Raw genomic sequence first — 24,345 nt, 5'->3', positions numbered from 1 at the left:
GTGTCGGCGTTTGACCCACCTGGTCGGATCGAGTATTCTCGATCCCTGGTGTCAGCGGGCCGTTCTGCCTGCGTCGCCGATCGACTCGGGGCGACCTGGGACCCGGGTGAACCGGGATCCGGGGCAAGCCGGATGGATCGCGCAGAAGTGGGCACCCGAGACTTCCCTCAAGCAGAGTTACGTAAGGAATCCACGTGGTTTACGCAGTAGTGCGCGCCGGCGGCCGTCAGGAGAAGGTCGAGGTCGGCTCGATCATCACCATCGACCGCATCAAGGCCGACGACAATGGCAACATCGACCTCGCGCCGGTGCTCCTCGTGGACGGGGACAAGATCACCTCCGCCGCGGCCGAGCTCGCGAACGTGACGGTCACCGCCGAGGTCCTCGCCGACCTCCGCGGCCCGAAGGTCATCATCCAGAAGTTCAAGAACAAGACCGGTTACAAGAAGCGCCAGGGCTTCCGCGCGGATCTCACGCGCGTCAAGGTCACCAAGATCGCGTAAGGCGGAGGTAGAGACATGGCACACAAGAAGGGTGCGAGTTCCACTCGCAACGGTCGCGACTCGAACGCACAGCGCCTCGGCGTGAAGCGCTTCGGTGGCGAGGTCGTCAACGCCGGTGAGATCATCATCCGCCAGCGCGGCACGCACTTCCACCCCGGCGCGAACGTCGGCCGCGGTGGCGACGACACGCTGTTCGCCCTCTCGGCCGGTTCGGTCGAGTTCGGCACCAAGGGTGGCCGCAAGGTCATCAACATCGTCAACGCGTAGTCACCGACGATCAGTTCAGCGGGAGGGGCAGGCCGTGTGCCTGCCCCTCCCGCTGTTTTCCCCGTATGACAACCAGGAGTGAACCCATGGCGACGTTCGTCGACCGCGTGACCCTGCACCTGACGGCAGGCAACGGTGGCAACGGCTGTGTGTCCGTCCGTCGTGAGAAGTTCAAGCCCCTCGCGGGCCCCGACGGCGGCAACGGCGGTGACGGCGGCGACATCGTGCTCGTCTCCGACCCGCAGGTCACGACCCTCCTGGGCTACCACCGCTCGCCCCACCGCTCCAGCCGCAACGGCCAGCCGGGCATGGGCGACCACCGGAGCGGTGTCAGTGGCGAGACGCTCGAGCTCCCCGTCCCCGTCGGCACGGTCGTGTACGACGAGGACGGCGAGGTGCTCGCGGACCTCACCGAACCGGGCATCCGCGTCGTCGTGGCCCCCGGCGGCCAGGGCGGGCTCGGCAACGCCGCACTGGCGACCACGAAGCGCAAGGCCCCCGGGTTCGCGCTGCTCGGCACCGACGGCTGGAGCGGGGACGTCAGCCTCGAGCTGAAGACCATCGCCGACGTGGCCCTGGTCGGGTTCCCGAGTGCGGGGAAGTCCTCGCTCATCGCCGCGGTCTCGGCAGCGAAGCCGAAGATCGCCGACTACCCGTTCACCACCCTCACGCCGAACCTCGGCGTCGTCGAGTCCGGCACGACCCGGTTCACCGTCGCGGACGTCCCCGGCCTGATCGAGGGCGCGTCGGAGGGCAAGGGCCTCGGGCTCGAGTTCCTCCGCCACGTGGAGCGCTGCGAGGCCCTCCTGCACGTGATCGACTGCGCGACGCTCGACGCCGGCCGCGACCCGGTGAGCGACCTCGACGTCATCCTCCGCGAGCTCGAGCAGTACCCGGTCCCCGAGGGACAGGTTCCGCTCCGCGAGCGCCCGCAGCTCATCGCGTTGAACAAGATCGACGTGCCGGACGCCGCGGAGCTCGCGGCCTTCGTGACCGCGGAGTTCGAGTCGCGCGGCTACCGGGTCTTCCCGATCTCGACCGCGTCGCACAAGGGCCTGCGCGAACTCACCTTCGCCCTGGCCGACGTCGTCGAGCAGGCGCGGGCCGAGCGTGCCGCCGAGCCCGAGGTCGAGCGCATCGTCATCCGCCCGAAGGCCGTCGACGAGAAGCCCTTCACGGTCCGGGCCGAGGGCGGCGAGGAGCACCGCTTCTACCGCGTCCGCGGCGCGAAGCCGGAGCGCTGGGTCCAGCAGACCGACTTCACCAACGAGGAGGCGATCGGCTACCTCGCCGACCGGCTCGCGAAGCTCGGTGTCGAGGACGGCCTCTTCAAGGCCGGAGCCGTCGCCGGGTCCACCGTCGTGATCGGTGGCGACGGCGGGATGGTCTTCGACTGGGAGCCCACCCTCACCTCCACCGCCGAGCTCATCACGAGTGCACGCGGCACCGACGCCCGACTCGACCTCAACGCGCGCCCCACTCGCAACGAGCGTCGTGCCGACTACTTCGAGCGGATGGACGCGAAGGCGGCCGCCCGCGCGGAGCTCGAGCAGGAGCGCCGCGCCGGGCTGTGGCAGGACGACGACGCCACCGACGCGGGCGTGCCCGACACCGCCGCGTCCGTCGAGCAGGCAGCAGCCGAGCGGGACTGACCCGGGAGCGACGATGACCGACACGACCGAGCGCACCGCCGGACCCGTCACCGAGCGGGCCGACATCCCGCGCGCGCGACGGATCGTCGTGAAGGTCGGGTCCTCCTCGGTCAGCGGGGACAACGCCGGGCAGATCGGCCCCCTGGTCGACGCGTTGGTCGGTGCGTACCGGCGTGGGACCGAGGTCGTGCTCGTGTCCTCGGGTGCGATCGCGACGGGCTTCCCCTTCCTCGGCCTGGACGGCCGGCCGGACGACCTCGCGACCCAGCAGGCGGCCGCCGCGACCGGGCAGGCCGTCCTCGTGTTCCGGTACCAGAAGGAACTCGACCGCCACGGCGTCACCGCGGCCCAGGTGCTGCTCACCGCCGGCGACCTGCAGAACCCGACGCACCGCGTGAACGCCCGCCGTGCGATGAACCGGCTGCTCGAACTCCGGGTGCTCCCGATCGTCAACGAGAACGACACGGTCGCCACCCACGAGATCCGGTTCGGTGACAACGACCGGCTCGCGGCACTGGTCGCCCGGCAGCTCGAGGCCGACGCCCTCGTGCTCCTGTCCGACGTCGAGGCCCTGTACACGAAGCCGCCGGAGCAGCCCGGCGCCACCCGCATCGACGAGGTCCGGTTCGGCGACGAGCTCGCCGGCGTCACCTTCGGCTCGATCGGTGCCGCCGGGGTCGGCACCGGGGGAGCCGGCACGAAGGTCGCGGCCGCGCGACTCGCCGCCGAGGCCGGCACCGCGGTCCTCGTCACGGCCACCGCGCTCGTCGAGCGAGCCCTCGGCGGCGAGCACGTCGGCACCTGGTTCCGGGCCGCACCACGCGCCTGAGCGCGGGTCGTCGACGGCCTGGAGGCGCGCCTCCCGTCCGTGTGCACAGGTCGCGTCACGCGGGTGGTCGCCGGTCTACGATCGGTCCATGTCCCGCACCGCCCCCGCTCTGACCCTGGTCGACGTCCTGACCGCCGCACGCTCCGCGTCGACGGCGCTCGCGACCGCGACGACCGCCGTCAAGGACGCCGCCCTCCGCGCGATCGCGCTCGAGCTGCGTGCGGGCACGGCCGAGATCGTGACGGCGAACCACGAGGACCTCGTCGCGGGGGAGGACGCCGGCCTGTCGTCGGGTCTGCTCGACCGACTGCGGCTCGACGTGGCCCGGGTCGATGCCCTCGCGGACGCCGTCGAGCACGTCGTCGGCCTGACCGACCCGGTCGGCCAGCACGTCCGGGGATCGGTCCTGCCGAACGGCCTGCAACTCACGCAGGTCCGCGTGCCGTTCGGGGTCGTCGGCGCGATCTACGAAGCACGACCGAACGTGACCGTCGACATCGCCTCCCTGGCCCTGAAGTCCGGCAACGCGGTCGTCCTGCGCGGCGGGTCGGCGGCGCAGCGGACGAACGCGGTCCTGGTCGCACGGATCCAGGACGCCGTCGCCTCGGTCGGACTCCCGCGGGAACTGGTCCAGACCATCGACGAGTTCGGCCGGCAGGGCGCGACCGAGCTCATGCGTGCCCGTGGGCTCGTCGACGTGCTCATCCCGCGGGGGAGCGCCTCCCTGATCCAGACCGTCGTGACCGAGTCCCAGGTGCCGGTGATCGAGACCGGGGCCGGGGTCGTGCACGTGTTCCTCGACGAGTCCGCGCCGCTCGACCGGGCCGTGGACATCGTCCTGAACAGCAAGGTGCAGCGGCCGAGCGTGTGCAACGCCCTCGAGACCCTGCTGGTGCACGAGCGGGCCGCGGAACGGCTGTTGCCCGTGCTCGCCGACCGGCTCCGTGGCGCCGGGGTGACCCTCCGTGGCGACGACGCCACGCGGACGATCGTGCCCGGGGTCCTGCGCGCGACCGAGGCCGACTGGGCGACCGAGTCGATGGACCTCGACCTGTCGATCCGGGTCGTGCCGGACGTGGACGCGGCCATGGCGCACATCGCCCGGTGGTCGACGCACCACACCGAGTCGATCGTGACGAACGACGTCGACACGGCGGAGCACTTCCTGGCCGGGGTCGACTCCGCCGTCGTCATGGTGAACGCCTCGACCCGGTTCACCGACGGGGGCGAGTTCGGTTTCGGGGCCGAGGTCGGGATCTCGACGCAGAAGTTGCACGCCAGGGGGCCGATGGGGCTCCCGGAGCTCACGAGTACCAAGTGGCTCGTGCGCGGGCAGGGACACATCCGCGGCTAGGATGGTCCGGAGTCTTCCTCGACCGATCGGAGCACTGCCAGATGTCACTCCTCGCTGAGGCCGCCGAGCACGCGGCCGGCGTCCCCGCGATCGTCTACCCGATCGTCGCCGCCTGCTTCTTCACCTTCCTGGGCTTCGTCACGTGGAGCTTCCGCGACGTCGCCTACCGCCACTCGCACAAGTTCCAGGCCACCCGGCAGCACGAGACCGGCGTGGACGAGTTCGGCCACTCGAAGATCTGACCAGCCCCCCGATGCTCGAGAGCACGGGTCGGCCGCGCATCGGGGTGATGGGCGGGACGTTCGACCCGATCCACCACGGTCACCTCGTGGCGGCGTCCGAGGTCGCGAAGCACTTCGACCTCGACGAGGTCGTGTTCGTCCCGACCGGTCAGCCGTACATGAAGGCGGACGTCACCGACGCCGAACACCGGTACCTGATGACGGTCATCGCGACGGCGTCGAACCCGATGTTCACGGTCAGCCGGGTGGACATCGACCGCCCGGGTCCGACCTACACGGTGGACACCCTCCGCGACCTCCGCGAGCAGCGCCCCGACGCGCAGCTCGTGTTCATCTCCGGAGCGGACGCGGTCCAGCAGATCCTGGACTGGAAGGACCACGACGGCCTCTGGGACCTGGCGCACTTCGTCGCCGTGACCCGACCGGGACACGCGTTGAGCATCACCGGACTCCCAGAACGGGACGTTAGTGTCCTCGAGGTCCCCGCGCTGGCGATATCCTCGACCGACTGCCGCGATCGGGTGAGAGGCGGGTCCCCCGTCTGGTACCTCGTACCGGACGGCGTCGTCCAGTACATCTCGAAGCACCATCTGTATCGGAGCGTTGCATGAGTCCGTCCGACGCGCAGCCGCCCCTGTCGCGGCGTCAGATGCGCGAGCGTGAGCGCGCCGCGTCCGGCGGTGCCCAGCCCGTGACCCCACCGCCGACCGTCGCCGCGACCAGCGCGCCGGAGGCCCGTCGTCGTCCCGGTTCGCACGTCGCGCCCGGCTCCGCGGCGCCCGCCCAGTCGGCCGTCCCGCGGTCCGCCAGCGCACCCTCGGGTGTCCCGGACCAGCCGCCGGCGTCCGCGACGGAGATCGTGCCCGGCACCGGCGGGATGTCCCGCCGACAGCTGCGGCTCCTCCGCGAGGCACAGGAGCAGGGCGGCCGTCCGGTCCCGCTGCAGAACCCCACCCCGCACTCCTCGGACCGCACGGTGCAGGACGTGCTCGGCACCCTGTCCGGTCCGGCCGCCGTCCCGGCCCCGGACGCACAGGTGCCGTCCCTCCCGACGCCCGCCGAGACGGCCGCGTCGAGCGTCGACCCCGAGCGGGCGCCGCTGGTGCCCTTCGGGTTCGCCGGCCCCGCCGACACCGCCGACACCGCAGACCGGTCGGACGACGACGCCGGTCAGGACACCCGCGCTGAGGACGACGGCGGCGAGACCTCGCACTGGCAGGAGCCGAACCCCGAGGTGTCCCACCTCGACCCGGCAGCCGTCGAGCAGGCCACGGCCGCCGACGGATCGCCCGACGCGATCGAGCCCCTCGAGGCGGCGGCCGCGCACGCGGAGGAGCCGCGCCTGCACCGCACCACCTGGGCACCGCACGACGCGGACCCGGACGACCTCGCGGTCACCGACGAGCCGGGTACGACGGCGGGGACCGGTGTCGACGACGTCGTCCCGGCCCCGACCTCCGCCCCGGCTGCAGCGGCTCCCGGCGTGTTCCCGCTCGACCTGGACGACGACGACACGAACGAGGTCCCGCTGCCCGTCGTGCCCGCCGACGCCCAGGTGTCCGGACCGACCTCCGCCGTCCGCCCCGGCTCGGCGTCGGCGCCCGGCTCGGCATCCCGTCCGGCGTCGTCCGATGCCGCCCGCGAGCCGAAGCCGGTCACCACGGCCTTCGAGGCGCCGAGCGGCCACTGGTCCACCTTCGCGCACGACTCGAACGACGCCGAGGTCCACGACGAGGAGACCGGCACCCGCCGCGTCACCGAGGCGCGGTCGAACGCCATCATCCTGCCGAACTCGGCCCTGGCGGACCCGACCGGTGCGCTGAACGCCACCGGCGAGGTCATCCTCACCGGGTCGATCGACCTGCCGTCCTCGCTGTCCTCGACCGGGTCGCACCGGCCGATCGACGGCGCCGAGGTCGACCGGCTGCTCGACCAGCAGGACGAGCAGCCCGACACCGACGCCAGCCCGGTGCGCGCGAGCCGTGCGGTGTCGAGCCACACCTCGACGCGGCAGGTCGTCCTGGCCGCGGCGAAGCCCAAGGACTCGAAGACGCCCGTGGTCCTGGCGGTCGCGGCCAGCGCGGTCGGGGTCGTCGCGGCGGGCGTGATCGTCGTCGCCCTGGTGGCCACCAACTTCTTCGGCTCGTAGCCGATCACCGGGTCGTCGGTCCGGGCTCACCGTCCTCGTCGGCGTGGCCGTCGTCGGCGGTCTGACCTATGATCGACACCCATCATGAACATCGCGACGCCTCCGTCGGGATGACCACCGGAAGGAATCCGTGACCGCCTCCGCTCGCGCACTCGAACTCGTGCAGATCGCCGCCCAAGCGGCCGACTCCAAGCAGGCCGAGGACCTCGTCGCCCTCGACGTCACCCGACCGCTCCAGCTCACCGACGTCTTCCTGCTCGCCACCGGCCGCAACGAGCGCAACGTGCTCGCCATCGCCGACGAGATCGAGGACCGCATGCTCGAGGCCGGTTCGAAGCCGCTGCGTCGTGAAGGCCGCAGTGAAGGCCGATGGGCGCTGATCGACTTCGGGGACATCGTCGTGCACGTCTTCCACGAGGAAGAGCGCCAGTACTACTCCCTCGAGCGACTCTGGTCGGACTGCCCGGTCATCCCGCTCGACCTCCCGGTCGACCAGACGCAGGCGGCCGAACAGTCCGCGTAGCGGCGACGCGCCCGGGAGGCGACGGCGATTTCGTTCCCCCGTCTCCGCGTGGTGTACGCTGTACTGGTGCCTCCGGGGAACCGGAGGGACACCGACAGGCCGCTTGCGGCCGACGGGTCTGTGGCGCAGCTGGTAGCGCACCTGCATGGCATGCAGGGGGTCAGGGGTTCGAGTCCCCTCAGATCCACCACCGAAGCCCCGTTGCTCCCCGAGCAACGGGGCTTCTCCCGTTCCCGCCCCGGCGCCCGCCCGGGTCCCCGCGGCCGATACGCTGACCGCATGAGCAGCGCAGCCCCCCGGTCCGGGTCCCAGACGTCGATCGCATCCTCCGGCTACACCGCCGACATCGCGAGCGTCGGCGCGACCCTGCGGGCACTCCGCCACGACGGCCGCGACCTCGTCACCACCTTCGACGCGGACGAGGTACGACCGGTCTTCCGTGGGGCGGTCCTCGCCCCGTGGCCGAACCGAGTGGTGGACGGCCGGTACACCTTCGGCGGGACCGAGCACGAACTCGCCCTGACCGAGCCGAAGCGCTCCCACGCCCTGCACGGACTGGTCGCCTGGACGGAGTTCGCCGTGCTGGAACACGACGTCGACCGTGTGGTGCTCGCCACGACCGTGCAGCCGCAGGAGGGGTACCCGTACCGGGTCGAGGTCCGCGTGGAGTACCGCCTCGACGCCGACGGCCTGCACACCACCGTCACCGGCACGAACACCGGCGACGACCGGGCACCGTGGGGGACCGGCCCGCACCCGTACCTCCTCGCCGGCGCGGGCACGGTCGACGACTGGACGCTGACGCTCCCGGCCGCCGAGGTCCTCGAGGTCACCGAGGACCGGCTCATCCCGACCGACCTGGTCCCGGTGCACGACGAGTTCGACCTCCGGACGCCGACGCACATCGGACCGCGGTTCATCGACCACGCCTTCACCGGCTTCGACCGCGACACCGACGGCATCGCGGCGATCACCGTCACGGCAGCGGACGGACACGGCGTCCGGGTCGCCTTCGGCCCTGAGTGCGGGTGGGCGCAGGTGCACACCGCCGACCACGTGGTCCCCGGGTACCACCGTGCCGGGCTGGCCGTCGAGCCGATGACCTGCGCGCCGAACGCCTTCAACGGGGACGCCTTCGCCGCCGACGTGGACGCCGGCCTCGTCGTGCTCGAGCCGGGCACCGCCCACGCCGCCGCATGGACGATCTCCGCGGTCTGACGGCCGAGGCGGTTCCCACCCCGTCCGTCGAGGGAGGCGCCGGCCCGCGGCTCGAGACCCGCAGGCTCGACGGCCCGGTCGACCTCGCCGTGCTCGCCAGGAGGACCACGACCGACCTGGTCTGGTTCGACTCCGCACTGCCGGAGGGGGCCCCACCGTCGGCGGGGCTCCGTGCCGCGTGGTCGGTGCTCGCCCTCACGGACGGGCCGTTCGCCGCGCGGTTCCGTCACCAGGACCGTGTCGCCCGGCTCGACGTGTCGCCTGCCGCGGGGTCGTGGTTCGGGTCGTCCCGGGTCGAGGACCGAGCCGCGTTCGCCGTCCTCGACGACCTCCTGCAGCGCACACCGACGCTGGACGCACCGGTGGACGGCTGTGCGTTCGCGCTCGGGTGGGTCGGCTTCCTCGGGTACGAGCTCGGGCGTGAGGTCGACGGGCCCGACCGGACCGCGGACGGACACGCGGACGCCGACCTCCGGTTCGTGGACCGTGCGGTCCTCGTGCGGGGGGACGGAGCCGCCTGGGCGCTGACCCTCGTGGACGACGACGAGCCGGACGCGTCCGCGGCGAACCGCGCCTGGTCGGCCGGGCTGTGCGGCGCGGACCCGGACGACCGGGGGCTGGCCGCTCCGGAGCCGCACGACGACCTGGCGGACCGGGCCACGGGCCTCCCGGACGGTGGTCGGGAGCCCGACCGGTCCCTCCTGGAGGCGTGTGGTCGCGTCGACCGCGCGGCCTACGAGCGTGCGGTGGACACGTGCCGTGACGAGATCCGCGAGGGCAACGCGTTCCAGGTGTGCTTGACGACGGCGTTCGCCGTCCCGGACGTACCGGACGCACCAGACGCACCGGACGCCCTGGACCGCCCCGGGGCCGCCGGTGACCGCCACCTGGCGGAGTACCTGCGGATCCGCCGGAGCGATCCGGTGCCGTTCGGCGCGTACCTGCGGACCGGTGACCTGCGGATCGCCAGCCGGTCCCCGGAGCGGTTCCTGCGCATCGACGCCGACGGCGGTGTGCTGGCCGAGCCGATCAAGGGCACCAGACCGCGTCACGTCGACCCGGTCGAGGACGCCGTGGTGCGCGCCGACCTGTCGACCAGCGCCAAGGACCGGGCCGAGAACGTGATGATCGTGGACCTGCTGCGGAACGACCTGCAGCGGACGGCGCGCCCGGGGTCGGTGCGCGTCGAACGGCTCTGCGACGTCGAGACGTACGCGAGCGTCCACCAGATGGTGTCGACGATCGCCGGTGTCCTGGCACCCGGGGCCTCCCGGGCCGCGGTCGTGCGGGCGGCCTTCCCGCCGGGGTCGATGACGGGAGCGCCGAAGCGCAGTGCGACGGCGATCGCGGACCGGCTGGAGGGTGCCCCGCGCGGGGTGTACGCCGGGGCGATCGGGTACTTCTCGGCCAGCGGTGCGGTCGATCTGTCGGTGGCCATCCGGACACTGGTGACGGTCCTCCACCCGGACGGGTCCGTGCGGCGCAGGACGCTCGGGGCGGGCGGCGCGGTGACGTGGTCGTCCTCGCCGGAGGACGAGGCCGACGAGGTCGAGGCGAAGACGGTGTCGGTGCTCCGCGGGGTGGGCGCGGCGGCGCACTGGTGACCATCGAACGGGTGTTCGAACCGCTGTCCACCGGATGTCGGTGCCGGTTGACATCATCGAACACATGTTCGAACATGAGGGCATGCAGACGGCGACGGCACTCCGGTCGTCCGACGAGCGCAGCGACCGCGGACGCGGGGACCGCGAGCACGTCGGGCGGAACGGTGCTGCTCGCGGGGGCGCGGACGGGGCTCGCGGGGCCGACCACGTCGGAGCAGCGCGGGCGGCACTCGACCGGATCACCTCGCTGCGGTCGCGGGTGGCCGACATGGAGTCCACCCGGGTGGACACCGACGGGCTGCCCACCGCGGACGCCCTCGCCCCGCTGCTGCCGGGCGGTGCGATCCGCGCGGGTGGCACCTACGCCGTGCCGGAGTCGGTGCTGCTCGCCCAGACGATGCTGCAGGCGGCATCGGCGGCCGGCGCGTGGTGCGCAGTGGTCGGCGTGCCCTCGTTCGGTGTGGAGGCGGCGGCCGCGGCGGGGATCGACCTGGAACGGCTCGTGCTGGTGCCGGACCCGGGCGACCAGTGGCTCGCGGTGACCGCGGCCCTCGCCGACGTCGCGCAGATCGTCCTCACCCGTCCCCTCGGGCGCGTGGTGCCCGGTGACGTCGCCCGGCTCTCCGCGCGTCTCCGGCAGCGCGGGGCCGCACTCGTCGCGCTCGGGTCCTGGCCCGGGGCGGACGTCACCCTGCGCGTCACCGAGTCCCGGTGGAGCGGGATCGGCCACGGTCACGGGTACCTCACCGAGCGACGGGTGACCGTCACCGCGTCGGGGCGCGCCGGTGCGGTCCGACCGACGAGCGCCGAACTGCTGCTGCCCGCTGCGGACGGCTCGGTCCGCGCGGCCGTCCCGACGACCGCGGTCGCCGCGGTGCCGGTCGACGAGCGGGTCCTGCGTCCCGTCGCGGTGGCGTCGTGAGCCCCCGCGGGCGCCGAGCGCTGGTGGGCACGCCGACGGGCGGGGGAGCAGGCGCTGCACTGTCGGGCGTCGGGATGCCCGGTGTCGGGATGCCCGGTGCGGGAGCCGTCCGTGCGGACGCGCTCAGCCGGGGAGCGGGGCTGCCGGAACCCCCGCCGACCCGCACGATCGTCCTCTGGTGCCCGGACTGGCCCGTCATCGCGGCCGCCCGGGCAGCCGGATCGCCCCCGGAACAACCGTTCGCCCTCATCGCCAAGGGCCTGGTCTTCGCCAGCTCCGCCTCGGCCCGGCAGGTCGGGGTGGTCCGAGGGCTGCGGGTGCGGGAAGCACAGGCACGCTGCACCGACCTCGTCACCCAGCCGTACGACGACGCGCTCGACCACCGTGCGTTCGAGCCGGTCATCCGCGCCATCGAGGAAGCAGCACCCGGGGTGGAGGTCCTGCGCCCCGGGACGATCGCGCTGCGGGCCCGCGGTCCGGCGCGCTACCACGGTGGAGAACGGGCCGCGGCGACCGTCCTGGCGGGCATCGCGGCCGACCACGGCGCACCGGGTGTCCGGGCCGGGGTGGCCGACACCCCGTTCGCCGCCGAGCAGGCCGCACGGGCACGACCGCGGCGGCCCGGGGAGCGCGTCCGGATGGTGCCGGTCGGCGGGTCGGCGGAGTTCCTCGCCCCGCTGCCGCTCGGCGTGCTCGGCGACCCGGACCTCGCGATGGTCCTCGGCCGACTCGGGATCGCGACGCTCGGGGACTTCGCCGCGCTCACCGACGAACAGGTGCGCGACCGGTTCGGCGTCCCGGGGGCGTTCCTGCACCGCCTGGCCGGCGGGCGCGACCCGCGGGAGGTCTCCGCGCGCGAGGTGCCGCCCGACCTCGAGGTCCAGGCGTCCTTCGAACCGCCCCTCGACCGCGCCGACCAGATCGCCTTCGCGTTCCGCCGCTCCGCCGACGACTTCGCCGCGAAGCTCCGTGCAGCCGGTCTCGTGGCGACGACGATCCGGGTCGGCATCGTCGACGAGCGGGACGTCCTGCTCGAACGGGTGTGGGCGCACCCGCGGTGGTTCGACGCGGCCGACGTGGTGGACCGGGTGCGGTGGCAGCTCGCCGGCGGGGTCGACCCGACCGGGCTCGAGGCGCCGGTCACCTCGGTCGTGCTCGAACCCGTCGCGGTGGACGACCTCGCGAACCACGAGCGCGGACTCTGGGGCTCCGGACCCGACGAGCGGGTGCACCACGGCCTGGCCCGCGTACAGGGCATGGTCGGGCACGACGGTGTCGTCACGCCCCGGATCGGTGGCGGCCGCACGCTGGCGGAACGAATCGTGCTCGTGCCGTGGGGGGACGCACCGGCCGGGGGCGAGCGCGCCCTCGCGGTGGTCCGGGACCGCCCGTGGCCGGGCAAGCTGCCCGGGCCGCCGCCGGCGACGGTCCTCGAGCGGCCGCGTCCGGTGGACGTCGTCACGGCGGACGGCGGTCCGGTGGACGTCGACGACCGGGGCACCCTGACCGGCGAACCCGGACGCTTCCGGTCGGACGGCGACCGCGGCGGACGGTTCGCACCCGTCACGGCGTGGGCGGGGCCGTGGCCGCTCGTCGTGCGGTGGTGGGAGTCGGGCGGACGACGACTGCACCGCCTGCAGCTCGTCGACGCCGAGGGGCGGGCGTGGTACCTGGTCCTCGCCGACCACCGCTGGTGGGCAGAGGCGATCGCGACGTGAAGGACGGACACTGATGGGGTACAACAACCCGCCGATCCCGTGGTCGCAGTTCGAGCGCGCCCTCTCCGACAAGCGGAGCCCGGGGACGACCCCCGAGGGCGACGGCGGCGACAGCCCGGCCTGGTCGCGGAAGCGTGCGCCGTACCGTCCGGCGGACGTCGCCTCGCCGGACGCGCCGCCCGCGGTGCCGTACGCGGAACTCCACGCGCACTCGACCTTCAGCTTCCTGGACGGGGCGAGCCCGCCCGAGCACCTGCTCGAGGAGGCCGCGCGACTCGGCCTGCACGGACTGGCGATCACCGACCACGACGGCTTCTACGGTGCCGCGCGGATGGCCGAGGTCGCCGAGACGTACCCGAGCGTCACCACCGTCTACGGCGCCGAGCTGTCCCTCGGACTGACCGGACCGCAGAACGGCGTACCCGACCCGGAGGGCTCGCACCTGCTGCTCCTCGCCGACGGGCAGGACGGGTACCACCGGCTGGCCGGCGCGGTGACGGCCGCGCACCTCGCCGCGGGCTCCGAGAAGGGGCGTCCCCGGTACGACCTCGACGACCTCGCCGAGCGGTCGGGCGGACGGTGGCGGGTGCTCACCGGCTGTCGGAAGGGCACCGTCCGCCAGGCCCTCGAACGCGGCGGCGAGAGCGCTGCCGACCAGGCGCTGCGGGCGCTGCTCGACCGGTTCGGGACGGGCTCCGTCGTCGTGGAGCTCTCCGACCACGGGGACCCGCTCGACAGCGCCCGGAACGACGTCCTCGCCGCGCTCGCCGCCCGGCACGCGCTGCCCGTCGTGGCGACCGGGAACGTGCACTACGCCACCCCGGACCGGTTCCCGGTGGCGACCGCCCTGGCCGCCGTCCGCGCCCGGCGCAGCCTGGACGAGATCGACGGGTGGCTGCCCGCCGCCGACACCGCGCACCTCCGGTCCGGCGCCGAGATGGCCAGGCGGTTCGCCCGGTGGCCGGGTGCCGTCGAACGGAGCGTGGTGCTCGCCGACGAACTCGGCTTCCAGCTGAAGACCGCGAAGCCCGGGCTGCCCGACCTCGACGTGCCGGACGGCCACACGGCGATGACCTGGCTGCGCGAACTCACCTGGCGTGGGGCCCGCCGGTTCTACCCCGGGGACGCGGACGGCGTCGACGCGCACAAGCGGGAGCGCATCGAACGCGAGCTGTCGGTCATCGAGGACAAGGGCTTCCCCGGGTACTTCCTCATCGTGCGTGACATGGTGCAGTTCGCCCGCGAGCGGGGGATCCTCTGCCAGGGGCGGGGTTCGGCCGCGAACTCGGCGGTCTGCTACCTGCTCGAGATCACCGCCGTCGACTCGATCCGGTACGGCCTGCCGTTCGAGCGGTTCCTGTCGGCCATGCGCGACGAGGAACCGGACATCGACGTGGACTTCGACTCCGACCGGCGCGAAGAGGTCATCCAGTACGTCTACGACAAGTACGGCCGGTTCAACGCCGCGCAGGTCGCGAACGTCATCACCTACCGGCCGAAGGGTGCGGTGCGGGACATGGCGAAGGCACTCGGACACAGCCCCGGACAGCAGGACGCCTGGTCGAAGCAGGTCGAACGGTGGGGTTCGGTCACCGAGAGCCAGGACCACGACATCCCGGAGCCGGTGGTCGACCTGGCCCAGCAGGTCCTCGGGTTCCCGCGGCACCTCGGCATCCACTCCGGCGGGATGGTCCTGACCGACCGGCCGGTGGGCGAGGTCGTGCCGATCGAGCACGCCCGGATGGACGGTCGGACCGTGCTGCAGTGGGACAAGGACGACTGCGCGTACATGGGGCTCGTGAAGTTCGACATGCTCGGACTCGGCATGCTCGCCGCGCTGCAGTACTCGTTCGACCTGGCCGCCGACCACTGCGGGGAGCGGTGGGACATGCACTCCATCCCGAAGGAGGAGCAGGGCGTCTACGACCAGCTCTGTCGCGCGGACACGATCGGCGTGTTCCAGGTGGAGTCCCGTGCGCAGATGGGCACGCTGCCCCGGTTGCTGCCGCGTCGGTTCTACGACCTCGTGATCGAGGTCGCCCTCGTGCGCCCCGGGCCGATCCAGGGCGGGGCGGTGCACCCGTACATCCGCCGGCGCACGGGTGAGGAACCGGTGACCTACATCCACCCCGCGCTCGAACCGGTGCTGGAACGGACGCTCGGGGTCCCGCTGTTCCAGGAGCAGCTCATGCAGATGGCCATCGCGGTCGGCAACTGCTCCGGGGACGACGCCGACCTGCTCCGTCGGGCGATGGGGTCGAAGCGCGGCCTCGAGAAGATCGACCGGCTCCGGGACAAGCTCTACCGGGGCATGGCGGAGAACGACATCCACGGCGAGGACGCCGACGCCATCTACGCCAAGATCCAGGCGTTCGCGAACTTCGGCTTCGCGGAGAGCCACTCGATCAGCTTCGCGCTCATCGTCTACGCGAGCGCGTGGATGCGGCTGCACTACCCGGGGGCGTTCCTGGCGGCGCTGCTCCGTGCACAGCCGATGGGGTTCTACTCGCCGCAGACCCTCGTAGCCGACGCCCGCCGGCACGGGGTCCGCGTGCTCCGGCCGGACATCCTGCGGTCCGAGGTCGACGCGACGCTCGAACCGATCGAGGGTCTGACGGACGCGGTCGGGGACGACGCCTGTCTGGCCACCGAGCAGCCGCCGGTGTTGCCGTTCGATCGGGACGCCCCCGACGACACCGCCGCACACCGTCGTGACGGTGCCTCCGCCGTGCGGCTCGGCCTCGCCGAGGTCGCGTCGCTCGGCCGCCGGAGCGCCGAGCGGATCGTCGCCGAGCGGCGGGCGAACGGACCGTTCACGGACATGTCCGACCTCGCACGCCGGGTCGGCCTCACCACCGCGCAGCTCGAGGCGCTCGCCGCCGCGGACGCGTTCGAGTCGCTCGGGGTCGATCGTCGTGGTGGCATGTGGTCGGCGGCGCAGGCGGCGGCGGAGCGCCCCGACCAGCTGCCGGACACCCAGGTCGTCGTGCAGCCGCCGCTGTTCGGGCAGATGACGAGCGGGGACGTCCTCATCGCGGACATGTGGTCGACGGGGATGTCCACGGACGACCACCCCGTCGGGCACCTCCGCGAGCGGTTGTCGGCGCGCGGGGTGCTCAGCGTCGAGGACACCAGGACGGCGGAGACCGGCCGGCGCGTGGAGGTCGGCGGGATCGTGACGCACCGGCAGCGCCCGGCGACGGCGTCGGGGATCACGTTCCTCAACGTCGAGGACGAGTCCGGCCTGGTGAACGTCATCTGCAGCGTCGGGGTGTGGGGCCGGTACCGCCGGGTGGCACGGGAGTCCCCTGCGGTCATCGTGCGGGGGATCCTCGAGCGGTCACCGGACGGGGTGGTCAACCTCGTCGCGGACCGCATCGAGCACCTCCCGCTCGCCGTCCGGACACGGTCGCGGGACTTCCAGTGACCGCCGCTCCCGTCCCCGGGACGCACCGCTGGTGACGACACACCGGGAGCCTGTGACGCGCACCGACCGCCGCTTCCGTCCGGGTCAGTGCGCTGCGCGCACCGCCGGAGCGTCCCGCACCTCGGGCACCCGCACGGTCACCTCGAGCCCACCCGTCGGCAGGTTGCGGAGGGCCGCCGTGCCGCCCGCCCGCTCCGCCACCGCCCGCACGATCGCGAGCCCGAGGCCGGACCCGCCCGGCATCGGGACCCCGCCGGTGGTCGGGTCCGGGTCGCGGCGGGACGTGCGGGCCTCGTCGGGTCGGGTGAAGCGGTCGAACGCGACCGGCACGAACGACTCCGGGACGCCGGGGCCGTCGTCCGTGACCTGCAGCACCCCCTCGCCGGAGGCGGCCCGCCAGCTGACGAGCACGGTGCCTCCGCGGGGGAGCGCCGCGACGGCGTTGCCGGCGGTGTTCGTGACGAGCTGTGCCATGCCCCCGGTGTCGAGCCGGTACCGCGGCTCGTCGGAACCGTCGGAACCGTCGGCCACGGTCGGCGGTTCGAGTTCGAAGTCGACGGTGACGTCCTTCGCGCTCGCGATGAGCCGCACCCGGTCGACGGCGGCCATCACCTCGTCACCGAGGTCCGACCAGGTCGTGGCGGACTGCGGGGCACCGTCGGCCGCGCGGCGCTCCGACTCCTCGATCCGCGAGAGCGTGAGCAGGTCGTTGGCCAGTCGTGAGAGCCGGGCGACGCTGTTCTTCGCCCGCTCGATGTGCGCGGCGAGTGCGCGGGCGTCGTCCCGGTCGAGCGCGGCGAGGTCGAGCTGCGTGGTGAGGATCGCCAGCGGTGTGCGGAGCTCGTGGCTCGCGTCCGAGACCATCTGTCGTTCGCGTTCGGTGGCCTGTCGCGTCCGCGCCAGGAAGGCGTTGAGGGTCGTCGCGAGCGAGGCGAGTTCGTCCTGCGCCGGGCCGACCGGCAACTCGGCACGTTCGGGGGCGACGGACAGCCGCTCGGCTTCGCGACGCATCCGGTTGACCGGACGGAGTGCGGTGGTGGCCAGCACCCACGACGCGACGCCGAAGGCCAGGAGGATCGCCAGACCGGTGAAGGACAGCGTCGTGGTGAGTTCGTCGACGACGATCGCCTCGGCCTGCGAGTTGCGGGCAGCGACGACGGTCCAGCGACCGGCCTGGTTCACCGGGTGTTCGACGACCACGCGGTACTGGGACCCGCCGAGCTCGACGACCGAGGTGCCGGCCGGCGTCGTCCGCAGACTGCCGAGCGACTGCTCGAGGCGGCGCGGCATCGAGGACAGGGTGATCTCACCGGTGGGGGAGACCACGGCGACGAACTGGGCGTTGCCGGGTGGTGAGAGGTTCGGGTCGCTGTCGACCTCGAGCGTCGCGACGTACGGGTCCGTGTCGGCGTCGAGCAGGGTCTCGGTGGCGCTCGCCACGACGTTGACCACCTGCAGGCGCATCACGAGCACGAGCAGGGCGATGACGACGGCGGCGATGACGGTCGACCCGATCGTGATCCGGGCGCGCAACGACAGCGACCGCAGCCGGGACGGCCGGCGCCCCGGCACCCGCCCCGCGGTCACGCCGCCGTCCGACCGCACCACGCGGTCGTCAGGCCGTGACGAGGTCGAGTCGGTAGCCCCGACCGCGCACGGTGCTGATGGCCACGGTGGCCTCCTGCGCGACGAGCTTCTTCCGCAGGTAGGAGATGTACTGCTCGACGACGTTCGGGTCCACGTGCTGCGACCCGTCCCAGACCTCCTCGAGGATCTTCGGCCGGTCGACGACGGTGCCGACCGAGCGCGCGAGGAGGCGCAGCAGGGCGAACTCGGTGGGGCTCATCGCGACCCGCTGCCCCTTGACGGACACGCGACGGGCCTCCGAGTCGATGGAGACGTCCCCGACCTCGATGGTGCGCGGGGCGCCGGTCGGCTCGCGACGCCCCAGGGCCCGCAGACGTGCGGTGAGCTCGGCGAAGGCGAAGGGCTTGGTGAGGTAGTCGTCCGCGCCCGCGTCGAGCCCGAACACACGGTCGTCGACGGCGTCCCGCGCGGTCACGAGCAGGATCCGGACCGGGTCCTCGCGCTCGCGGACGCGCCGCGCCAACTCGAAGCCGGACATGCCGGGCATCATCACGTCGACCACGGCGATGTCGTAGGGCTGCTCGCCCAGGGCGATGAGTGCCTCCACACCGTTCTCGACCGCGGTGACGCGGTACCCCTCGGCGGCGAGCCCGCGCTCCATGAGCGCGCGCATCTCGTCGTCGTCCTCGACCACCAACAAGCGCATCTGGACCTCCTGCGACCATCGTGGCACCGAACGCGGACCGCGTGGGCGGTTCCGTCGTCACGACGCCTGAGCAGCGACACAGCCGACCGGTGCGGGCTGCGGTCAGTGGACACCCGAGACTGACGGGTACTGACGGTACCCCCTTCGTTGCTATGCTCCGCCTCGGACGCTGCACCCGACAGACCGTCCTGTACTTGGGGGAAGCATGCACGACCCGGACCTTCCGGAGATCGTCCGCCTGCGCGCCGAGCTCGACTCCGCCTGGAAGGGCGTCGTCGGCCTCGGAGCGCTCGACGGACCACACCGCGACCGCGTGGTCGCCGACCTGCGCACGGCCGTGCCGGACAGCGCCGGTCGCGCAGCACGGGCGGTCGGACCGGAGGCGGTGGTCGCCGAGATCGGCCGGTTCGCCGACGTGGAGATGGGCACCTCGGACCCGACGTGGCCCGCAGCCGACGTCTGGCGCGAGGTGCTGTCCACCGCCACCGAGGCCGCACGGGCAGCGGGCGAGCGGGTCTGCTGAACCGGGGGCCGGCGTCAGTCGTCCTCGCCGAGGAGTTCCTCGCGCACGCGTCGGACGTCCTCGAGCAGGGCCCCGATGAGCACCCAGTGCCGGGAGTTCGGCCGGACCACCGCGAGCGGGGCCGTCAGGGCGTGCTCGAGCCTGGCGTCCTCCGGGCCGTCGTCGAGTTCACCCGGCGTCAGCCGCGCTGACTCCACCTGTGCACCGAGGCGTCGGACGTCGGCGCCGATCCGGGCGACCTCGGTGGCGATCCGACCGACCATCGGGTCGGCCCGCAGGTCGGGGGCGGTGTTGTCCCGGACGGCACGGGTCATGCCGGTCACGCGCGTGACGAGGACCCGGAGGTGTTCGGCGACCGCGACGTCGCGCTCGAGGATCGTGCGGTGCCGGCCGCCACGCGGGTTCATCGTGAGGGAGTCGCGCGCCGACGTCAGCGCCGCCTCGGTCCTGCCGTGCTGCTGGCGGAGTGCGCGGGCCTGGCGGAGTGCCTCGTCCCACCGTCCGGCGTCCCACCCCTCGGTCAGTCCGACGGCGATCCGCTCGAAGGCGGCGGCCGTGTCCCGGGCGAGCCGCGCGACCGCCAGGTGCGCGGGTTCGATGAGCACCGGCGGGACGATGACGGCGTTCACCGCGAGGGCGACGACCGCGCCGACCACGGTCTCGAGGATCCGGTCGGCCGAGTAGTTCGGCGTGACGACACCCGCGGTGAGCACGAGCATGCCGCTGATGCCGACCTGCGTCGCGGAGGTCGGTGTGAGCCGCAGTGCCCAGGCGAGCAGGATCGCGAGGACGACGACGAGCAGGACGACCGCGACGGCGTCGCCGAGGAGCAGGTGCACCCCGGTGGCGAGCACCACGCCGAGCAGCACGCCCGCGCTCCGCTCGAGGCCCTTGACGAACGACTGGTTGATGCTCGGCTGGACGACGAGCAGGGCGGCGATCGCGGCGAAGGTCGGGAAGGGCCCGCGGATGAGCAGTTCGCACAGGAGCACCGCCGCGACCACCGCCACCGCGGTCTTCACGACCTGCAGGAAGGGTGTGCGACTCGAGCTGCGGAGGGGCGCGACCGGGTTCACGCTCCCACGGTAGCCACGAGCCGCACGCCGAGCCGGGCACGAACGCGACGGATCCCCGGTGACACGGTTGACTGTGGGCGTGTGGCCGAACCATGAGCGAGTCATCCCCGAGGCCTTCGCGGGGTCCGGGACGACGGTCGTCGCCGCGCGCGCGCACTCGGTCGAGCCGTCCGGCAACGGCTACCTGTACGGCTACGAGGTGGACACCGTCGACCGGGCAGGCCAGCGCGCCACCGTCCTGACCTACGTCGACACCGGTGGCACCCACGACCAGAACAGCGCCATCGTCACCGACCCGACGACCGGCGACCCGGTGTCGGTGTGGGCCTACCCGAACGACCCGGGCCTCCCGGTCCTGCCGCAGGTGACGTACCGCGACGCCGTCGCGGAGCTCCTCACCACGCTCGGGCTGCCGGTGACGAACCCGACGCTGACGGTCGCCGCGTACCGACCGGGGAAGCGCGCCGTCGTCCGGGTGGACGCCCCGGAACGGACTATGTTCATCAAGATCGTCCGTCCGCACCGGGTCGCCCCGATCGTCCGGACCCACGAGCAGTTCGCAGCCGCCGGCCTGCCCGTGCCGCGGGTGCTGGCGAGCCGCGGCGACGGACTGCTCGTCCTCGAACTCGTCCGCGGCGTGCCCGCCGGCAGCCGCATCACCGACATCGCCGACGACCCGCGGTTCGTGGCGTCCCTCGCCGCGCTCACCGGGCGGATCGCCACGGTGCCGATGACGCAGCAGGCCCGGGCCGACGCGATGGACCACGCCGACTGGCACCGTCGGACGCTGACGACCGCGCTCCCCGGCGACGCCGAGGAGATCGACCGGCTGTACGACGCCATCGGCCGCCGCTCCATCGGGTGGGCCGCGGGCCAGAAGCAGGTCGTGCACGGGGACCTGCACCTCGAGCAGGTGTTCGTCGACGAGGACGAGCCCTGGCGCATCTCCGGCCTGCTCGACATCGACACCGCCGGGTGGGGACACCCGGTGCGCGACATCGGCGCCGTGGTCGCGCACCTCGTCGTCACCGGGCTCTGGCACCGGTCGCGCGGGGACGCCGAGCGTGGGGCCGCCGCCGAGCGTCTCGCCGACGCCGTCGCCCGCGACTGGGTCGCCCGCAACCCGCAGGAGGCCGAGCGCATCGGACCCGCCATCGGCGCGCAGCTCCTCGCCCACGCCGGCGGCCAGGCCACCACCGGGTCGGCGAACGGCATCGCGACGGCGGAGCAGCTGCTCGCCGCGACGCGGGCCGCCCTGGCGGAGCCGGCCCCGAGCCTCCCGTCCGGTTCCGGCCGTCCGCGGTCCGCGCCGCGCGTCTGACCAGCGGTCCCGACGAGGACGGTTCCGGCTGCGGTCCAGGAGGCAGCGCCGCCGTACGTCGACGGCGACCGGCCGGGAGGCCCGCCACGCGCGGCGGGTGGGGAGTCGCCTCCGACGTCGGCTGGGGAGTAAACTGACCGCGCACGCACCGCGTGCTCGTATGTCGCGTCGATTCCTGCCGCGACGACCGGTCGCCTGACCGGTGCGGGTGCCGGATCCGCGTCGTCCGGGTTCGGACCTCCTGGGGTGGGCCTCTCATCGAGGCGTGGCCCTCCGGAGGGCGGAGCTCTCCGGGGGCACAGTTCCGGGACGACGCGTGCGTGCGACGGCGCCGGACCTCCCGCGCAGGCCGTTCCATCGACCACCGGTCCTCACCCTGGGCCGTGCGATGCGGTCAGCCGGACGATCCGGTGCGCTCCGGGCCACGGCGGCCCGGGGAGGACCCGGGTGCGACGGACGCACCGACACGACTTCCGCCCGTACCGGGTGGCTCGCCCCGACGAGGGCGGAACAGGAGGAGCCTTGGCTCGATCAGGTACCCGCCGCGCTGCCGGTGGCACGCGGACGGCGTCGCGCCGGACCCGGCCGCTCGACAACGACGGCCTCATCCCCGTCCTCGCCCGTGCCGTCCGCGAGGTCGAGGCCGCCGCGCAGCGCGGAGCCCTCAAGGCCACGAACCGCACGAAGTTCCAGGCAGTGGCGCTGCTCATGCGTGAGGAGCGTGCCCGCGTGAAGGCGGACACGACGCTCACCGACGCACAGCGTGCCGAGCAGCTCAAGCGCCTGGACGGCGTCGCGACGATCCTGGCGAAGACCGCCGCCCGGGACACCAGCGTCATCCAGCTCCTGACCGAGGAGGCCGCGGTCTCCGAGGCCACCCGCACCGTGAAGCGCGACATGATGATCGCCGCCGGCATGGAGCTCCAGCCCGAGGACCTCGTCATCGCGGCCGAACCCACCGCGGCGGTGGAGACCCCCGAGCGTGCCGTCGTGCCGCAGGCGGTCGTGCAGCGCCAGCTCGCCAACCCGTTCCTGCCGCCGGACTTCGCGCTCGCCGACCAGCCCGTCGCCCATCCCCGCCGGCTGGCGAACTGGGAGCTCTTCGGTCCGCTGTTCAAGTCGTTCGAGTACGGCGCCGGCGGGGGAGCAGCGTCCATGCCGCTGCCCGAGCCCGCGTCGCTGCACACACCCTCCGGTGTGACGCTGATGAAGCACCAGGCCGAGCTCGTCACCTCCGCCGCGCAGGGACACCGCACCTTCCTGCTCGCCGACGAACCGGGTCTCGGCAAGACCGCGCAGTCGCTCCTCGCGGCGGACGCGGCCAAGGCCTTCCCGCTGCTCGTCGTCGTCCCGAACGTCGTCAAGACGAACTGGGCGCGCGAGGCCGAGCGCTGGGTGCCGAACCACCGCGCGACCGTCATCCACGGTGACGGGCAGGACCTCGACGGCTTCGCCGACATCCTCATCGTCAACTACGAGATCCTCGACCGGCACGTCGGCTGGCTCGGCACGTTCGGCTTCAAGGGCATGGTCGTCGACGAGGCACACTTCATCAAGAACAAGGAGTCGCAGCGCTCGAAGTACGTGCTGCAGCTCGCCGAGAAGATCCGGGAGCGGACGGCGAACCCGCTGCTCATGGCCCTGACCGGTACCCCGCTCATCAACTCCGTCGAGGACTTCCGCACCATCTGGGAGTTCCTCGGCTGGATCGACGACAAGAAGCCCCGCGCGCAGCTCATGAACGAGCTCGAGGAGATCGGGCTCACCCCGGCCGACCAGGGCTTCTTCACCGAAGCGCGGAAGGCCGTGATCGACCTCGGCATCGTCCGACGGCGCAAGGTCGACGTCGCGGCGGACATCCCCGCCCGCCGGATCGCCGACATCCCCGTCGAGCTCGACGGCGACGAGGGCCGCTCCATCCGCGACGCCGAGCGCGAGCTCACCGCGAAGCTCGTCAAGCGGTACCACCAGGCGCTCGCCGCCCGGACCGGCCAGGACCCGGTCGTCGGCATCGACGAGAAGCTCGTCCGCCAGGTCGCCCGCTGGGAGCTCGAGGACCAGGACGCCTCGTCCACCGGCGAGAACGTGTTCTCCATGGTGCGGCGCATCGGCCGGGCCAAGGCGCAGCTCGCGGCGGACTACGCGGCGCAGCTCGCCTCGAACGTCGGCAAGGTCGTCTTCTTCGCGAAGCACCTCGACGTGATGGACCAGGCCGAGGAGGTCTTCGCCCGTCGGCACCTGCGCACGGCGACGATCCGCGGCGACCAGACGCCGGCGCAGCGCACGGCCGAGATCGACTCGTTCGTGAACGACCCGGACGTGGCCGTCATCGTCTGCTCGCTCACCGCGGCGGGTGTCGGGCTCAACCTGCAGGTGGCGTCCAACGTCGTCCTCGCCGAGCTGTCCTGGACGAGCGCCGAGCAGACCCAGGCGATCGACCGCGTGCACCGCATCGGGCAGGAGGAGCCGGTCACCGCGTGGCGCATCATCGCCGCGCAGACGATCGACACGAAGATCGCCGAGCTCATCGACAGCAAGGCCGGACTCGCGGCCCGGGCGCTCGACGGCTCCGACGAGGAGGTCGTCGACTCCGGCGACATCCAGCTCGACGCCATGGCCGCGCTGCTCATGGACGCGCTCAGCCGCTAGCGCTCGGCGGCGGCCCGACGCCGAGCCCGGGCGGGCCCCAGCCCGGCGCCGTTCGGCACCGCACAACGAGAACCC

20 protein-coding genes and 1 tRNA gene are annotated in these 24,345 nt (G+C 73.0%); 18 read left to right on the top strand and 3 right to left on the bottom strand.

Annotation, left to right across the window (positions count from 1 at the left end; genetic code table 11):
• The first annotated feature begins 194 nt into the window (after positions 1-194).
• From rplU to DEJ16_RS00530, 15 genes are all read left to right on the top strand, one after another.
• The gene (rplU, locus tag DEJ16_RS00605) at positions 195-503 is read left to right on the top strand and encodes a 50S ribosomal protein L21 (RefSeq protein ID WP_110823834.1); all 309 of its coding nucleotides are present in this window, start codon (positions 195-197) and stop codon (positions 501-503) included.
• Positions 504-518: 15 nt separating this feature from the next.
• The gene (rpmA, locus tag DEJ16_RS00600; protein WP_071257351.1) at positions 519-770 is read left to right on the top strand and encodes a 50S ribosomal protein L27; all 252 of its coding nucleotides are present in this window, start codon (positions 519-521) and stop codon (positions 768-770) included.
• A gap of 86 nt (positions 771-856) precedes the next feature.
• On the top strand, positions 857-2,422 hold the full coding sequence (gene obgE / locus DEJ16_RS00595) for a GTPase ObgE (RefSeq protein WP_110823835.1): 1,566 nt from the start codon (positions 857-859) through the stop codon (positions 2,420-2,422).
• Positions 2,423-2,435: 13 nt separating this feature from the next.
• Positions 2,436-3,251 (top strand): glutamate 5-kinase, encoded by an 816-nt coding sequence (proB, locus tag DEJ16_RS00590; RefSeq protein ID WP_110823836.1) that lies wholly within the window; start codon positions 2,436-2,438, stop codon positions 3,249-3,251.
• A gap of 88 nt (positions 3,252-3,339) precedes the next feature.
• A complete protein-coding gene (locus DEJ16_RS00585; protein WP_110823837.1) occupies positions 3,340-4,605 on the top strand; it encodes a glutamate-5-semialdehyde dehydrogenase in 1,266 nt (421 codons plus the stop codon).
• Between the two features lie 41 nt (positions 4,606-4,646).
• The gene (locus tag DEJ16_RS00580) at positions 4,647-4,847 is read left to right on the top strand and encodes a hypothetical protein (RefSeq protein WP_110823838.1); all 201 of its coding nucleotides are present in this window, start codon (positions 4,647-4,649) and stop codon (positions 4,845-4,847) included.
• An 11-nt stretch (positions 4,848-4,858) separates the two neighbouring features.
• Entirely contained in the window at positions 4,859-5,458 is a 600-nt protein-coding gene (nadD, locus tag DEJ16_RS00575; RefSeq protein WP_110823839.1) for a nicotinate-nucleotide adenylyltransferase, read from the top strand.
• Entirely contained in the window at positions 5,455-6,996 is a 1,542-nt protein-coding gene (locus DEJ16_RS00565) for a hypothetical protein (RefSeq protein ID WP_110823840.1), read from the top strand. Before nadD ends, DEJ16_RS00565 begins: the two co-directional genes overlap by 4 nt.
• A 130-nt stretch (positions 6,997-7,126) precedes the next feature.
• Positions 7,127-7,519 carry a ribosome silencing factor gene (gene rsfS, locus DEJ16_RS00560; protein ID WP_110823841.1) on the top strand — a complete coding sequence of 131 codons (393 nt, stop codon included), beginning with the start codon at positions 7,127-7,129 and terminating at the stop codon, positions 7,517-7,519.
• A 114-nt stretch (positions 7,520-7,633) separates the two neighbouring features.
• A tRNA-Ala gene (locus DEJ16_RS00555) sits at positions 7,634-7,709 on the top strand.
• An 89-nt stretch (positions 7,710-7,798) separates the two neighbouring features.
• On the top strand, positions 7,799-8,737 hold the full coding sequence (locus tag DEJ16_RS00550; RefSeq protein WP_181419395.1) for an aldose 1-epimerase family protein: 939 nt from the start codon (positions 7,799-7,801) through the stop codon (positions 8,735-8,737).
• The gene (locus tag DEJ16_RS00545; protein ID WP_110823843.1) at positions 8,716-10,341 is read left to right on the top strand and encodes an anthranilate synthase component I family protein; all 1,626 of its coding nucleotides are present in this window, start codon (positions 8,716-8,718) and stop codon (positions 10,339-10,341) included. Before DEJ16_RS00550 ends, DEJ16_RS00545 begins: the two co-directional genes overlap by 22 nt.
• Positions 10,342-10,405: 64 nt before the next feature.
• Positions 10,406-11,263, top strand: a complete 858-nt coding sequence (locus DEJ16_RS00540; protein ID WP_181419394.1) for a hypothetical protein — start codon at positions 10,406-10,408, stop codon at positions 11,261-11,263.
• Positions 11,264-11,352: 89 nt separating this feature from the next.
• The gene (locus DEJ16_RS00535; RefSeq protein WP_110824015.1) at positions 11,353-12,981 is read left to right on the top strand and encodes a DNA polymerase Y family protein; all 1,629 of its coding nucleotides are present in this window, start codon (positions 11,353-11,355) and stop codon (positions 12,979-12,981) included.
• 13 nt (positions 12,982-12,994) lie between these two features.
• The gene (locus DEJ16_RS00530) at positions 12,995-16,408 is read left to right on the top strand and encodes an error-prone DNA polymerase (protein ID WP_110823844.1); all 3,414 of its coding nucleotides are present in this window, start codon (positions 12,995-12,997) and stop codon (positions 16,406-16,408) included.
• Between the two features lie 84 nt (positions 16,409-16,492).
• On the opposite strand, the gene DEJ16_RS00525 is transcribed toward DEJ16_RS00530, so the two are convergent.
• Both DEJ16_RS00525 and DEJ16_RS00520 read right to left on the bottom strand, forming a co-directional pair.
• The gene (locus DEJ16_RS00525; protein ID WP_110824016.1) at positions 16,493-17,995 is read right to left on the bottom strand and encodes a cell wall metabolism sensor histidine kinase WalK; all 1,503 of its coding nucleotides are present in this window, start codon (positions 17,993-17,995) and stop codon (positions 16,493-16,495) included.
• A gap of 28 nt (positions 17,996-18,023) precedes the next feature.
• Complete coding sequence (locus DEJ16_RS00520; RefSeq protein WP_110823845.1) at positions 18,024-18,701, bottom strand: response regulator transcription factor; 678 nt, start codon at positions 18,699-18,701, stop codon at positions 18,024-18,026.
• A 205-nt stretch (positions 18,702-18,906) separates the two neighbouring features.
• Between DEJ16_RS00520 and DEJ16_RS00515 the strand changes: the two genes are divergently transcribed.
• Positions 18,907-19,224: a hypothetical protein gene (locus DEJ16_RS00515; protein ID WP_110823846.1), complete on the top strand. Its 318-nt coding sequence runs from the start codon at positions 18,907-18,909 to the stop codon at positions 19,222-19,224.
• A gap of 14 nt (positions 19,225-19,238) precedes the next feature.
• On the opposite strand, the gene DEJ16_RS00510 is transcribed toward DEJ16_RS00515, so the two are convergent.
• Entirely contained in the window at positions 19,239-20,300 is a 1,062-nt protein-coding gene (locus DEJ16_RS00510; RefSeq protein WP_258365722.1) for an aromatic acid exporter family protein, read from the bottom strand.
• Between the two features lie 79 nt (positions 20,301-20,379).
• On the opposite strand from DEJ16_RS00510, the gene DEJ16_RS00505 reads away from it, so the two are divergent.
• Both DEJ16_RS00505 and DEJ16_RS00500 read left to right on the top strand, forming a co-directional pair.
• Positions 20,380-21,621, top strand: a complete 1,242-nt coding sequence (locus DEJ16_RS00505) for an aminoglycoside phosphotransferase family protein (protein ID WP_146232770.1) — start codon at positions 20,380-20,382, stop codon at positions 21,619-21,621.
• Positions 21,622-22,143: 522 nt separating this feature from the next.
• The gene (locus DEJ16_RS00500) at positions 22,144-24,270 is read left to right on the top strand and encodes a DEAD/DEAH box helicase (protein WP_110823848.1); all 2,127 of its coding nucleotides are present in this window, start codon (positions 22,144-22,146) and stop codon (positions 24,268-24,270) included.
• The last annotated feature ends 75 nt before the right edge of the window (positions 24,271-24,345 follow it).

This window comes from Curtobacterium sp. MCJR17_055 (genome assembly GCF_003224335.1).
GTDB lineage: Bacteria > Actinomycetota > Actinomycetes > Actinomycetales > Microbacteriaceae > Curtobacterium.
Note: the sequence above shows the minus strand (reverse complement) of the source record. Positions and strands in the feature narration are given on the sequence as shown.

Bases quoted from the DNA above. Each gene is read 5' to 3' on its own strand.
- rpmA (WP_071257351.1), top strand. From the start codon at position 519: ATGGCACACAAGAAGGGTGCGAGTTCCACTCGCAACGGTCGCGACTCG.
- obgE (WP_110823835.1), top strand. From the start codon at position 857: ATGGCGACGTTCGTCGACCGCGTGACCCTGCACCTGACGGCAGGCAAC.
- proB (WP_110823836.1), top strand. From the start codon at position 2,436: ATGACCGACACGACCGAGCGCACCGCCGGACCCGTCACCGAGCGGGCC.
- DEJ16_RS00585 (WP_110823837.1), top strand. From the start codon at position 3,340: ATGTCCCGCACCGCCCCCGCTCTGACCCTGGTCGACGTCCTGACCGCC.
- DEJ16_RS00580 (WP_110823838.1), top strand. From the start codon at position 4,647: ATGTCACTCCTCGCTGAGGCCGCCGAGCACGCGGCCGGCGTCCCCGCG.
- nadD (WP_110823839.1), top strand. From the start codon at position 4,859: ATGCTCGAGAGCACGGGTCGGCCGCGCATCGGGGTGATGGGCGGGACG.
- DEJ16_RS00565 (WP_110823840.1), top strand. From the start codon at position 5,455: ATGAGTCCGTCCGACGCGCAGCCGCCCCTGTCGCGGCGTCAGATGCGC.
- DEJ16_RS00550 (WP_181419395.1), top strand. From the start codon at position 7,799: ATGAGCAGCGCAGCCCCCCGGTCCGGGTCCCAGACGTCGATCGCATCC.
- DEJ16_RS00545 (WP_110823843.1), top strand. From the start codon at position 8,716: ATGGACGATCTCCGCGGTCTGACGGCCGAGGCGGTTCCCACCCCGTCC.
- DEJ16_RS00540 (WP_181419394.1), top strand. From the start codon at position 10,406: ATGTTCGAACATGAGGGCATGCAGACGGCGACGGCACTCCGGTCGTCC.
- DEJ16_RS00535 (WP_110824015.1), top strand. From the start codon at position 11,353: ATGCCCGGTGCGGGAGCCGTCCGTGCGGACGCGCTCAGCCGGGGAGCG.
- DEJ16_RS00530 (WP_110823844.1), top strand. From the start codon at position 12,995: ATGGGGTACAACAACCCGCCGATCCCGTGGTCGCAGTTCGAGCGCGCC.
- DEJ16_RS00520 (WP_110823845.1), bottom strand. From the start codon at position 18,701: ATGCGCTTGTTGGTGGTCGAGGACGACGACGAGATGCGCGCGCTCATG.
- DEJ16_RS00515 (WP_110823846.1), top strand. From the start codon at position 18,907: ATGCACGACCCGGACCTTCCGGAGATCGTCCGCCTGCGCGCCGAGCTC.